Raw genomic sequence first — 12,728 nt, 5'->3', positions numbered from 1 at the left:
TCAAAATAATATCTTTCGTATGAATAAACTAGTTACTTTTTTAGCATTTTTAATCTTTGGCTTTACACAAGCACAGCAGCTAAATTGCACTGTAACTATTAATACAGAAAGATTACCCAATCCCAATCAGCAGGTGTTTAAAACACTTCAGACTTCGTTGTCGGAGTTTGTAAATAAAACAGATTGGACGGGAACAGTCTTAAAACAAAACGAGCGAATCAATTGCTCGATGTACATTACACTGTCGTCAAACAGTTCTGATCAGTTTTCGGGTACCATTCAGGTGCAATCCTCACGATTGATTTATAATTCTACGTATTCTTCACCAATATTAAATTACAACGATAAAGATTTCAACTTCAGATATATTGAATACGAGCCTTTGTTGTTTAATCCGACCACGTTTGAGTCTAATCTAGTATCTGTGGTTTCTTTTTACAGTTATTTAATTTTAGCGATGGACGCAGATAGCTTTCAAATGGGAGCAGGAAGTCAATATCTTGAAACCGCTCAGAATATTGCAAGTGTAGCACAACAAGGAGGGTCAAAAGGCTGGAGCCAGTCAGACGGAGTTCAAAACCGTTATTATTTGATTACCGATATGATTTCACCAATGTACAGCGATTTACGTCAAACCATGTTCATGTACCATAACGGCTTAGATGGTATGAGTCAGGATTTGAAAGCCTCAAAAGAAAAAATCAAATCAGCCTTGATACTTATCGGAAAATTGAATTCGGTAAAACCCAATGCTTTTTTGACCAGAGTGTTTTTCGATGCCAAATCAGACGAAATTGTCTCCATATTTTCTGGAGGACCAAGTATTCCGATTACAGATCTGACCGATGTCTTAAATAAAGTATCTCCGTTGAATACCGCCAAATGGTCGCAGATTAAATTTTAGGCCATTTTAATTACTCTCTTTATTAATTTTTATATTTCCCAAATTTTCTATGATAACGTCCTTGTCGATTAAAAACTATGCACTGATTGAAAAATTAACTATAGATTTTTCAAAAGGTTTTTCTATTATTACAGGTGAAACAGGTGCAGGTAAATCTATTATATTAGGAGCGATAGGATTGGTTTTAGGAAAAAGAGCCGATTTAACTTCACTAAAAAATAAAGAAGAAAAATGTGTTATCGAAGCACAGTTTGAAATTTCTAAATACAACCTGAAAGATTTTTTTACAGCAAATGATCTCGATTATGAAGAGGAGACTATTATTAGAAGAGAAATTTTGCCTTCAGGAAAATCGCGTGCTTTTATTAATGATAGTCCGGTAAATTTGCAGGAATTGCAGGATCTAAGTTTGTTTTTGATTGATATTCATTCACAACAGCAGACTCAGGAATTATCAGACGAGGGAGTTCAGTTTAAAATTATTGACGCTATTGCCAATAATGGAGAAGTGATTCAATCGTACCAGGATGTTTTAAAAGGATATAAATCAGATAAGTCCAAACTAAATGCTTTGCTGAAAAAACAAAGTGATTCAGGAAAAGAGCAGGAATACAATACCTATTTGTTAAATGAATTGGTTACTGCAAAATTAAAATCAGGAGAGCAGGAAGAATTGGAGGCTGATTTTGAAAAACTGAACAATGTTGAAATTATTAAAGAGGCTATGGATAAATCATTGGCAATTGCCAATGAAGAGCAATTTGGTGTTTTCCACAGTCTGAATGAAATAAAAACGGCACTACAGAAAATAGCGCTTTTTTCGCCGGAATACCAAAATGTTTTTGAGAGGATTACCAGTTTAGCTATTGAATTTGACGATGTTTCAAAAGAATTGCAAAATGCCTCTGAAAAACTTTTGAACGATCCTGCACAATTAGAATTAGTGAGTCAAAAACTACAGCTAATTTATAATTTGCAAAAAAAGCATCAGGTAACTTCTGTTGATGAATTGCTTGGAATACAAACGACATTAGAAAATTCCCTGGTGGAATTGGATAATATTGGAGAAGAAATTACTGCTTTGTCAGAATCAATAGCGCAAAAAGTTACAGAATTAGACGCTTTTGCGGAAGCTATTCATCAGAATAGAATCAATGCAATTCCGGTTTTGTCACAAAAGTTAGTGTCAATATTAGAGACATTGGGAATGCCAAATGTGCGTTTCAATATGGAGCTTTTGTCCTCTGAGACCTATTTCCAAAACGGAAAAGATGAGCTGCAGTTTTTATTCTCAGCAAATAAAGGAACTGATTTCGGCTTGCTGAAAAAAGTAGCTTCAGGAGGGGAAATGTCACGTATTATGCTGGCAGTCAAAGCGATTTTAGCGCAATATTCAAAACTTCCAACCTTAATCTTTGATGAGATTGATACCGGGGTTTCAGGAGAAATTGCCATTAGAATGGGAGAAATTATGAAAGAAATGAGTGGTACAATGCAAATTTTTGCCATCACCCATTTGCCTCAAATTGCAGCCAAAGGAGATTCGCACTTTAAAGTCTCTAAATCAACAGTTGATGAGGATACACAGTCAGAACTTAAGCTATTGTCTCAGGAAGAAAGAGTTATAGAAATTGCTCAAATGTTATCCGGAGCAGTTGTCTCTGATTCGGCTTTAAATCATGCTAAGGCCTTGTTGAACTAAAGAAATAATTTATATTTGTCATCTTAAAAGCGAATTAAACAAACGTAAATAAAATACAATTTTTATATTTTTAAAGATTGTTTAAAATACGAAAAAAACAAAAATATGATTATAGAACCTAGAATGAGAGGATTTATTTGCTTGACAGCCCACCCAAAAGGCAGCGAGCAAAATGTTAAAAATCAAATAGAATATATCAAATCAAAAGGACCAATTGCTGGTGCAAAAAAAGTCTTAGTTATTGGTGCTTCAACAGGTTTCGGATTGGCTTCAAGAATTACAAGTGCTTTTGGATCTGATGCTGCAACAATTGGAGTATTTTTTGAAAAACCACCGGTTGAAGGAAAAACAGCTTCACCAGGATGGTATAATTCTGCAGCATTTGAAACAGAAGCTCACAAAGCAGGTTTATATGCTAAAAGTATCAACGGAGATGCTTTTTCAAACGAAATAAAAAGACAAACTTTAGATTTAATCAAAGCTGACTTAGGTCAGGTTGATTTGGTAATCTACAGTTTAGCTTCTCCGGTGCGTCAGCACCCGGTTACAGGAGTTTTACACCGTTCGGTTTTAAAACCAATCGGACAAACTTTTACCAATAAAACAGTTGATTTTCATACTGGAAACGTTTCAGAAGTTTCTATTGCTCCGGCAAATGAAGAAGATATTGCCAATACAGTTGCTGTAATGGGAGGTGAGGACTGGACAATGTGGATGGATGCCCTAAAAGCAGAGAATTTATTAGCTGAAGGCGCTACAACAGTGGCTTATTCTTATATTGGACCATCATTAACAGAAGCAGTTTACCGTAAAGGTACAATTGGTCGTGCAAAAGATGATTTAGAAGCTACAGCATTTTCAATTACAGATAGTTTAAAATCTATTGGTGGAAAAGCTTACGTTTCTGTAAACAAAGCTTTGGTAACTCAGGCAAGTTCTGCAATTCCGGTTATTCCATTGTATATTTCTCTTTTGTACAAAACAATGAAAGAGGAGGGAATTCACGAAGGTTGTATCGAGCAAATCCAACGTTTGTTTCAGGACAGATTGTACAACGGAGGAGAAGTTCCTGTAGATGAAAAAGGAAGAATCAGAATTGACGATTGGGAAATGCGTGAAGATGTGCAGGCTAAAGTGGCTAAACTTTGGTTAGAAGCTACAACCGAAACATTACCTGAAATTGGAGATTTAGCCGGATATAGAAATGACTTCCTGAATCTATTTGGATTTGAATTTGCAGGTGTAGACTATGCTGCCGAAGCGAATGAAGTTGTAGAAATTGAAAGTATCAAATAAAAAAGAAAAAAATACTACTAGATATGAAAACCATTCGTTGCGACGAATGGTTTTTTTATGAATATAACATATCTTTGTTAAAATTTTGAAATTTAAAATATTGCCACTTTAATACCGCGTGATCGCTATGATTTTTTCTTTAATTATACCCGTGTATAATCGTCCGGATGAAGTAGATGAACTTTTAGAAAGTTTGTCTAAATCCGATTATAATGAAGCCTTTGAAATTGTTCTTGTCGAAGACGGATCATCAATACCTTGTAAAGATGTCGTGATGAACTATCAGGGGAAATTGAATATATCGTACTATTTTAAAGAAAATTCAGGGCCGGGAGATTCCAGAAACTTTGGAATGCAGAAGGCCAGAGGGGATTATTTTATCATTTTTGATTCTGATTGTATCATTCCTTCTAACTATCTGACCGAGGTTCGAAAAGCGCTTAATGCGGGTTATGTGGATTGTTTTGGAGGGCCGGATAAGGCATTAGATAGTTTTTCGGATATTCAGAAAGCCATTAACTTTGCGATGACTTCATTTTTGACTACAGGAGGAATTCGCGGAGGCTCTGAAAAAATCAATAAATTTCAGCCGAGAAGTTTTAACATGGGAATTTCAAAGAAAGCTTTTATTGCTTCAAAAGGGTTTGGAAACATTCACCCGGGAGAAGATCCTGATCTTTCTATTCGTTTGTGGAACCTGGGATTTGAAACCAGATTGTTCCCGGAAGCGTATGTATATCATAAGCGAAGAATTGATTGGGAAAAGTTTTCAATTCAGGTGAATAAATTTGGAATCGCCAGACCAATATTAAACAGCTGGTATCCGGAACATAATAAACTAACATTCTTTTTTCCTACCGTTTTTATCGTAGGATTATTATTAGCTTTTTTACTATTAATTTTCAATATTGATATCCTATTACAATTATATTTTGTATATTTCGTGGTAATTTTTCTGACAGCCACTATTCAGAATAAAAGCATTAAAATTGGATATTTATCTGTAATTGCAGTATGGAAGCAATTTTATGGTTACGGGACAGGATTTCTAAAATCGTTCCTGAAAGTTATTATTTTAAAGAAAAAACCCCAGGAGGCTTTTCCTAATATGTTTTTTAAAATATAGGTATGGCTAAAATTATTGGCCTGACAGGCGGAATAGGAAGTGGAAAAACCACTATTGCAAACTACTTTGCAGAAATGGGAGTACCCTTATATATCGCCGATGATGAAGCCAAAAAAGTAATGCAGTCTGAAAAGATTGTGAAACAAATTAAACTTGCTTTTGGAGACTCGCTCTTTGAAAATGATGTTTTAAACAGAGCTAAATTAGCCGAGATTGTTTTTAATGACGCTGATAAACTGGCAGCATTAAATGCAATTGTACATCCGGCAGTTAAAGAAGACTTCGAGCTTTGGTTGTTAAAAAACAAAAAATACCACTATGTAATTTACGAAGCTGCAATTTTGTTTGAAAGCGGCCGTTATAAAGATTGTGATGTTGTAGTAACCGTTATAGCTCCCGAAGAGATGAGAATTGAAAGAGTTATTAAGCGTGATAAAACCACACGAGAGCAAGTTTTAAGTCGAATGAAAATGCAGTGGGATGATGAAAAACGAATTTCTTTAAGCAATTTTGTTATTAATAACAGTAATCTTAAAATTGCTAGAGAAGAAGTTGTTAAAATTCTTAAAATTTTAAATATAAAACAAAATCAGTCTTAAATGTTAATATTTGGTTAATGTATTATTTAGTATATTGTTAAAATATTAATTTTGTTTCGATGAATAAATTATTTTTTAGATTACTTGTTTTATTGATGAGCTTGTCCTTAATAGGGATAATTTTGGTGCAGGTATACTGGTTTAATTCTTCGTTCAAAAACAACGATGAGCAGTTTAAATATCATGTTACTCAGGTAATTGGGAATGTTGCTGATAAATTGGAGCAGCAGGAAGAATACAGTTTTTACGATAAATACAACCGCATTAAAGACAGTACCGGTAAAACACCTAAAAAAGAAGACTTACTTCAGGTTTTTTACATTCAAAGAAACGCAAAAACAAACAAAACAATAGTTTATTCTAATACGCTTACATCTGAAGATTATGATATTAGCGGCTCGATTTTTAATAAAAAATTTAGCAGCGAAAGATTTAAAAACTTTAGTTCAAAAAGAGTTACAGAAGTATACAACAATAACAATAATATTGACAATAATGCTTTAGGACAAAGTATTATACCTGATTTAAAAATCGAAAAATCTGGAAGTCTTGATATTTTAAATAAAGTTCAACAGCAAATTCAGTACAAAGACGTTGCTTCTTTGACACCTATAGAAGGTAGAATTACAAAGGATAAACTTCAAAAACTCTTAAAGAAAGAACTGGAAGAATATGGTGTGAAAACCAAATTTGAATACGGAGTTCTCAACAATGGTCTTGCGACGAAAGTAAGATCGGATGGATTTCATTACGATAAAGACGCAAGTTACCACGTGCCAATTTATACAGATAATGAAGGAAATAGTAAATATGAATTGTTTATTACATTTCCGCATAAAAAGAAATTCTTATTGTCAGAATTATTAAGTATTACCATACTGTCAATAATTTTTACATTAATTATTATAGTTGCTTATACCAGTGCACTAAATCAATTGTTACGTCAAAAACATATTTCTGAAATCAAGACCGATTTTATAAATAACATGACGCACGAGTTTAAAACGCCGATAGCGACAATTAATCTGGCATTAGATGCTATTAAAAATCCTAAGATAATTGAAGATAAAGAAAAAGTGTATCGCTATCTTCAAATGATCCGGGATGAAAATAAAAGAATGCATGCTCAGGTAGAAAACGTGCTTCGTATTTCTAAACTGGAAAAGAGAGAACTGGATATTACAAAAGAACCAACTGCTATTCATGATATCATTGATGATGCAATTGAACATGTAAATTTAATTTTAGAAGACAGAGGAGGAAGTGTAGCCAAACATTTTAATGCAGCGAGAACAACCTGTCTGATCAACGAAGTGCATTTTACAAATGTGTTGGTTAATATTTTGGAGAATGCCATAAAATATTCTCCGGGTACGCCTGAAATAGAAATTTTTACAGAAAATGTCAAAGACATGATTCTGATAAAAGTAAAAGATAATGGTCTTGGTATGAGTAAGGTAGCTCAAAAACGAGTTTTTGAGAAATTTTACAGAGAACATACAGGAGATTTACATAATGTAAAAGGACACGGGCTAGGTCTGGCTTATGTGAAAAGAATAGTAGAGGACCATAATGGTCAAGTATATGTTGAAAGCGAGAAAGGAAAAGGTAGCACCTTTATAATAAAAATACCATTAATAAATTAAAATATGGAAAATAATAACAAAAGAATACTTTTAGTAGAAGATGACCTTAATTTTGGGGCAGTTCTTAAAGATTATCTAATGTTAAATGACTTTGAAGTTACTTTAGCTAAAAACGGTATGGAAGGTTTCGAAAAATTCAAGAAAGATGTATATGATTTATGTATTCTTGATGTGATGATGCCTTATAAAGATGGTTATACTTTAGCCAAGGAGATTAGAGAAAAGAACAGCGAAGTGCCAATTATCTTCTTAACAGCTAAGTCTATGAAAGAAGATGTATTAAAAGGATACAAAGCTGGTGCTGATGATTATTTGAATAAGCCTTTTGATTCTGAGGTTTTATTGATGAAAATAAAAGCAATTATTCAAAGAAAATCTGCTGATACAAAAGCAGAGCAGGTACAGTTCGAATTCAATATTGGTAAATTCCATTTAAATTCAAAACTAAGATTCCTGACTTTCCAGGACGAAGAGCCAATTAAATTGTCTCCAAAAGAGAACGAATTGCTTAAAATGTTGATTCTTCATGAAAATGATTTAATGCCAAGAGAATTAGCTTTAACTAAAATCTGGAGAGACGATAACTATTTTACATCCAGAAGTATGGACGTTTACATTGCTAAACTTAGAAAATACTTAAAAGCTGACGAAGATGTTGAAATTCTAAACATTCACGGTGAAGGTTTCAGACTTGTTGTTAAAAGCAAAGTTACAGAATAACAAAAAACATAACCAAACAAAAAAATATTAGAGTCCTGAGAAATCAGGACTTTTTTTATGCAGAATTTTAACCGCGAGGCACGCAACGATTTTCGCAAAGTTCGCAAAGAGTTCACCTCAAAGCTTCGCGAACTTTGCGTTTTTTCCTTTGCATTCTTTGCGGTTAAGTAAAAAAATATCAAGAAAAATATTCTTAAAATACGATTTCTATCTTTTTGATTTTGAGTTCTGTAGTCTTTTTTTTGGCTTTAAGAATAATATGGATAAATTTTTTGTACTGATTTTTCTTAAAATAAATTTGGAAAATCGAAAAAGTATTCTGAATATTTGCAGACGAAAAAAATAATAACCCTTTAAAAACGAAGAAAAAATGTTTGTATTTACATCTACATCTCAGAGCTTCGCATCAAACAATTTTGGTGCAGTGCTTCTTCGTGGCTTATTTCAATCTTAGAAATATATTTTTAGATATATAAAAGCCCGAAGACATTTAGTTTCGGGCTTTTTTTTATTCTAGACACTTCAAATTTTCCCGAAAAATCGATTTTATTTATCCTTCAAGGATAAAATGCTAAGCCTATTGGGCTGTTAATTTAATGCACTATAATTTTTTTATGGAAAATTATACGGTAGACGAGTATGCTTTATGTGCTCGTTTTAAAAGTAAAAGAAAGAAAAGACGATTAATTAAAGAAGATTTTGAAAAACAATTAATTGAGTTAAGAAAACTTGAAGTTGACCTTTGGAAAAAGCGTAGAAATTTACCATTGGTAGCTTTAGAAGTTCCTTATCAGAAAGGATGGCAGCGTAATTTTAAATTAAGAGATGATGTCGCCAGATCAAGTGAAGCTTCATTTTACACAGAATTATTGGAAAAAATAAATACATGGCAGTTTTCTCCTGAATAATCTTTTAAAAGAAAGAAAAAGAGAAAACGAAAACATGTATACACTGAAAATGTCCAAACTGTAAAAGAATTTTCAGAATGGGAATGGAAAAGTTCAAAACTCGAATTGACCGAAAAAGAAAAAGTACATTTTTATAAAAGAGAACGCTGGTGCAGCAATTGTAAACGATACAAAATTCACTATGTTTTCAATGAGCCCTGGCGATACGTGCTGCGTGTTAATCCTTATATGATAACACATACCAAAATGGTTGATTCTGATTTGGAAAGTCAAATTCAGTTTATAGACAATTATATTGTAAACAATCATCTGAGATATAAAATAAACAGATTAATAAATGGCACTTCTCATAAATGGAGTTACTACGAAAAAGAGAATCCAAAAGAGATAAGTCCAATTAAAAATAAAAGTCTACAGGCATTGTATCAGCAATATGTAGACGAAATGATCTAAATCATGGGAAATAAATTATCCGGAAAAGACCTGATTAAATTGGGGTTTCCAAAAAACAATTCAATAAATATTGCCTTAGGGCAAATAAACAGATATAGAAAAAGAGAGAAAAAAGAATCTATTCTAACCGAAGCAAAAGATGTTCTGCTGAATCCCGAAAAGTACGAAGGAAATGGTACCTGGGGCAAGGTGGCTGAAGGTTTATTAAAGCCGGTGCAGGTAAGAATGCATCAGTTGAAAACAACAAGAGCTCCCTTCAAAATTTTTGGCGAAAATGAGATTGATGAACAGGCGAAATATCAATTGTATGATTCATTAAAATTGCCAATTTCGGTTGCAGGTGCTTTAATGCCGGACGCGCATTCGGGCTATGGATTGCCCATTGGAGGAGTTTTGGCAACAGATAATGCGGTAATTCCTTATGGAGTTGGAGTGGATATTGGATGTCGAATGAGTCTTTCGATTTTTGACTTGCCAGCTTCTCATTTTAAAGGTAAAGAACATCAATTAGAAACTATTTTGAAGGACAATACCAAATTTGGAATGTATGAAACTCATGCTTCAAGAGTAGATCATGATGTTTTTTACAAAAGTGAATTTCAGGATATTCCATTATTGAAAAATCTTTTACCTAAGGCGTATAAGCAGTTGGGAAGTTCTGGAGGAGGAAATCATTTTGTCGAATTCGGAATTGCTAAAATTGAAAATCCTGAAAACGAGTGGAAGCTTGAAAAAGGGGAGTATTTCGCAGTTTTATCGCATAGCGGATCTCGAGGGTTAGGAGCAAATATTGCGAAACATTATACCTATTTGGCGACAAAACAATGTCCGTTACCAAAAAATGTGCAGCATTTGGCCTGGTTAGATTTGAATACGCATGACGGACAGGAATATTGGCTTGCTATGAATTTAGCCGGTGAATATGCAAAAGCCTGTCACGATGATATTCACAGACGAATTGCTAAAGCTATTGGGAAAAGGGTAGTGGTCACGATTGAAAACCATCACAATTTTGCCTGGAAAGAAATGGTAAACAGTCAGGAGTGTATTGTACATAGAAAAGGTGCAACGCCCGCGGGAGAAGGGCAATTAGGAATTATTCCCGGATCGATGACCGCCCCTGGTTACATTGTGAAGGGTAAAGGTAATGCTGAGAGTTTAAACTCTGCGTCTCACGGTGCCGGACGTTTATTTTCGAGAGCGAAGTGTAAAAGCACTTTTACGCAAAGTGAAATTAAAAAGGTATTAAAAGCGAATGAGGTTACCTTGATTGGAGGGAATATTGATGAAGCACCTATGGCGTACAAGGACATTACTAAAGTGATGTCAAATCAAAGTGATTTGGTTGAAGTTCTGGGAACTTTCACACCAAAGATTGTTAGAATGGACCGATAAAAAACAAAGATTATGAAAAGATTTCAGGATGAGAATAAGTTTTTAGAAAGTTTTATAAACGAGATTTTAGTAAGGTGTCCGAAATGTGATTCTAAAGCTAAGGTAAAGAGTAAACTTTCAGAAGGATGTGAGTGTGGGCATTGTTGCACTAAAGTTTTTGAATGTAAAGATTGCTTTCTGAAACTTGACAGCCCCGTTTATCAATACATTGCTTATGGCAAAGCACATTGTAATCAATGCTATGAGAGATATGAATTTAAATCACAGCCCTTAAAAGACAAACCGAAAGTATATAAAACAAGATGTCCGCATTGTAATTTTCAGGAAGAATGGAAACCAAAAGTGGAAAAGGTTTTGAAGAATTCAAAAAGGGATGACGGCTTAGTTAAAGAGCATTATTACAATTTGCCGCTTTGGTTTCAAAAAGAAGCGGGAACAGCTGTTTTTTGGGCTTATAACCAGCAGCACATTGATTATTTAGGAAGATACATTGAAGCGGAATTAAGAGAAAGAAATAATAATGGAAGCGGTAACAGTACAATGGTTTCAAGACTTCCAAAATTTATAAAGGAAGCTAAAAACAGAGAAAAGCTTCTTAAGATAATAGAAAAATGGAAAAAATAATTCAGATAACAGCGGGTCGGGGACCAGCAGAATGTACCTGGGTAGTGGCTCAGGTACTTAAAAAAGTTTTGGAAGAAGCACAGGAAGAGCAATTAGAAACGACTTTGCTTCAGCGAGAAGTGGGCCAGGAGAATGGAACAATTGAAACGGCAACAATTGCAGTAAAAGGTAAAAAAGCCACTCAATTTGTAGCTTCCTGGACTGGAACTATTCAATGGATTGGCCAAAGTCAGTTTAGGAAAATGCACAAACGTAAAAATTGGTTTATTGGCATTTTTGAGATTGAACCACAACAGAATGCATCATTTTTAGAAAGTGACATTCAGTATCAGGCCATGCGAAGTTCGGGGGCTGGCGGACAGCATGTAAACAAGGTGAGTTCGGCAATCAGAGCAACTCACGTTCCAACCGGAATTGCTGTTGTTGCAATGGACAGCCGTTCACAGCATCAGAATAAAAAACTGGCAACAGAACGATTATTAAAAAAACTGGAAGACGAAACTTTACAGCAACTTAAAAACCATGTTGGAAAACAATGGGAAAATCAGCTGAACATTCAGCGGGGGAATCCGATCAGAGTTTTTACCGGAACTGATTTTAAAAAGAGTAAAACAGAGAAGAGTTATAAAGGAACGCGTCAGAAGTTAAAAACAGATTTGCGAAATGAGCATAATTAAAAAGTTGGTCACAAAAAACAATGATGATATGCGAATTATATGTGACCAAAAAAACAATAAATATCGATACGTAAAATGAAAACAATAGATAAATATCTCTTTCAGGCGCTGGACAGTTATCCTTATTCATTAGAAGAGACGATTGAATCTTTAGATTATGCATTTTCATATGATGCTAAGAATACGATGGTTTTCTGTTTGTATGGACGGATTCAGGCGGAACAATTATGGAATTATGAAGAAGCCAAATGGTATTTTCAGGAAGCTTTAGCAATAAATATTCATGCACTTGAGATATATCCGCATTATGTACAAACTTTAATTTTGAATGAAGATTTTGAAGAGGCAGAAAAATTAATTGATTTTGCTTTAACAGTAAAAGGAATAAACAAATCTGAAATTTTTGTCAAAAAAGCAATTCTTTATGAAGCGCAGCAACAGTTTGGATTAGCATTAAAAGAAATTAAAAAAGCCAAACTATGTACGTTGCAATTTGCTTTTGAATGCAACATTAGGGAAGTAGAGAAAAGAATTGAAGGTAAGATGGATTTGTTAAAGAAGAAGAAAAAATCAAAGTAACTTGATTGAATAAAAAACGATGCAACACTGCATCGTTTTTTATTTTCATGATACGGAATGAAATTTTAAATACACCTGATAATGGTTGAGTAATAAAAA

13 protein-coding genes are annotated in these 12,728 nt (G+C 33.9%); all 13 read left to right on the top strand.

Annotation, left to right across the window (positions count from 1 at the left end; all coding sequences use genetic code 11):
• The first annotated feature begins 19 nt into the window (after positions 1-19).
• The 13 genes from C245_RS0113535 (at position 20) to C245_RS0113480 (ending at position 12,629) form a co-directional block, all read left to right on the top strand.
• Positions 20-904, top strand: coding sequence for a DUF4835 family protein (locus C245_RS0113535; RefSeq protein WP_017497139.1), 885 nt, complete (start codon positions 20-22; stop codon positions 902-904).
• 49 nt (positions 905-953) lie between these two features.
• Positions 954-2,606, top strand: a complete 1,653-nt coding sequence (gene recN, locus C245_RS0113530) for a DNA repair protein RecN (RefSeq protein ID WP_017497138.1) — start codon at positions 954-956, stop codon at positions 2,604-2,606.
• Between the two features lie 105 nt (positions 2,607-2,711).
• Positions 2,712-3,902, top strand: a complete 1,191-nt coding sequence (fabV, locus tag C245_RS0113525) for an enoyl-ACP reductase FabV (protein ID WP_017497137.1) — start codon at positions 2,712-2,714, stop codon at positions 3,900-3,902.
• 127 nt (positions 3,903-4,029) lie between these two features.
• Positions 4,030-5,028 carry a glycosyltransferase family 2 protein gene (locus tag C245_RS0113520; RefSeq protein WP_017497136.1) on the top strand — a complete coding sequence of 333 codons (999 nt, stop codon included), beginning with the start codon at positions 4,030-4,032 and terminating at the stop codon, positions 5,026-5,028.
• Positions 5,029-5,030: 2 nt separating this feature from the next.
• Positions 5,031-5,627, top strand: coding sequence for a dephospho-CoA kinase (coaE, locus tag C245_RS0113515; RefSeq protein WP_017497135.1), 597 nt, complete (start codon positions 5,031-5,033; stop codon positions 5,625-5,627).
• 59 nt (positions 5,628-5,686) lie between these two features.
• A complete protein-coding gene (locus tag C245_RS0113510; protein WP_017497134.1) occupies positions 5,687-7,273 on the top strand; it encodes a sensor histidine kinase KdpD in 1,587 nt (528 codons plus the stop codon).
• A 3-nt stretch (positions 7,274-7,276) separates the two neighbouring features.
• On the top strand, positions 7,277-7,993 hold the full coding sequence (locus tag C245_RS0113505; protein WP_017497133.1) for a response regulator transcription factor: 717 nt from the start codon (positions 7,277-7,279) through the stop codon (positions 7,991-7,993).
• Positions 7,994-8,607: 614 nt separating this feature from the next.
• Complete coding sequence (locus C245_RS23730; RefSeq protein WP_017497132.1) at positions 8,608-8,901, top strand: hypothetical protein; 294 nt, start codon at positions 8,608-8,610, stop codon at positions 8,899-8,901.
• A gap of 105 nt (positions 8,902-9,006) precedes the next feature.
• Entirely contained in the window at positions 9,007-9,354 is a 348-nt protein-coding gene (locus C245_RS23725; RefSeq protein WP_017497131.1) for a hypothetical protein, read from the top strand.
• 3 nt (positions 9,355-9,357) lie between these two features.
• On the top strand, positions 9,358-10,749 hold the full coding sequence (locus tag C245_RS0113495) for an RtcB family protein (RefSeq protein WP_017497130.1): 1,392 nt from the start codon (positions 9,358-9,360) through the stop codon (positions 10,747-10,749).
• 12 nt (positions 10,750-10,761) lie between these two features.
• Positions 10,762-11,373 carry a hypothetical protein gene (locus tag C245_RS0113490; RefSeq protein WP_017497129.1) on the top strand — a complete coding sequence of 204 codons (612 nt, stop codon included), beginning with the start codon at positions 10,762-10,764 and terminating at the stop codon, positions 11,371-11,373.
• On the top strand, positions 11,361-12,050 hold the full coding sequence (gene prfH / locus C245_RS0113485) for a peptide chain release factor H (protein ID WP_017497128.1): 690 nt from the start codon (positions 11,361-11,363) through the stop codon (positions 12,048-12,050). The genes C245_RS0113490 and prfH overlap by 13 nt, the downstream gene beginning before the upstream one ends.
• Before the next feature lie 75 nt (positions 12,051-12,125).
• Positions 12,126-12,629, top strand: a complete 504-nt coding sequence (locus tag C245_RS0113480; RefSeq protein WP_017497127.1) for a M48 family metallopeptidase — start codon at positions 12,126-12,128, stop codon at positions 12,627-12,629.
• Positions 12,630-12,728: the final 99 nt, after the last annotated feature.

This window comes from Flavobacterium sp. WG21, assembly GCF_000335775.1.
In the GTDB taxonomy this organism is placed as follows: domain Bacteria; phylum Bacteroidota; class Bacteroidia; order Flavobacteriales; family Flavobacteriaceae; genus Flavobacterium; species Flavobacterium tructae.
This window is presented reverse-complemented; position numbering and strand designations above follow the sequence as displayed.

What these genes read in the sequence shown, in the direction of transcription:
- C245_RS0113535 (WP_017497139.1), top strand. Translation starts at nt 20, where the DNA reads ATGAATAAACTAGTTACTTTTTTAGCATTTTTAATCTTTGGCTTTACA.
- recN (WP_017497138.1), top strand. Translation starts at nt 954, where the DNA reads ATGATAACGTCCTTGTCGATTAAAAACTATGCACTGATTGAAAAATTA.
- fabV (WP_017497137.1), top strand. Translation starts at nt 2,712, where the DNA reads ATGATTATAGAACCTAGAATGAGAGGATTTATTTGCTTGACAGCCCAC.
- C245_RS0113520 (WP_017497136.1), top strand. Translation starts at nt 4,030, where the DNA reads ATGATTTTTTCTTTAATTATACCCGTGTATAATCGTCCGGATGAAGTA.
- coaE (WP_017497135.1), top strand. Translation starts at nt 5,031, where the DNA reads ATGGCTAAAATTATTGGCCTGACAGGCGGAATAGGAAGTGGAAAAACC.
- C245_RS0113510 (WP_017497134.1), top strand. Translation starts at nt 5,687, where the DNA reads ATGAATAAATTATTTTTTAGATTACTTGTTTTATTGATGAGCTTGTCC.
- C245_RS0113505 (WP_017497133.1), top strand. Translation starts at nt 7,277, where the DNA reads ATGGAAAATAATAACAAAAGAATACTTTTAGTAGAAGATGACCTTAAT.
- C245_RS23730 (WP_017497132.1), top strand. Translation starts at nt 8,608, where the DNA reads ATGGAAAATTATACGGTAGACGAGTATGCTTTATGTGCTCGTTTTAAA.
- C245_RS0113495 (WP_017497130.1), top strand. Translation starts at nt 9,358, where the DNA reads ATGGGAAATAAATTATCCGGAAAAGACCTGATTAAATTGGGGTTTCCA.
- C245_RS0113490 (WP_017497129.1), top strand. Translation starts at nt 10,762, where the DNA reads ATGAAAAGATTTCAGGATGAGAATAAGTTTTTAGAAAGTTTTATAAAC.
- prfH (WP_017497128.1), top strand. Translation starts at nt 11,361, where the DNA reads ATGGAAAAAATAATTCAGATAACAGCGGGTCGGGGACCAGCAGAATGT.
- C245_RS0113480 (WP_017497127.1), top strand. Translation starts at nt 12,126, where the DNA reads ATGAAAACAATAGATAAATATCTCTTTCAGGCGCTGGACAGTTATCCT.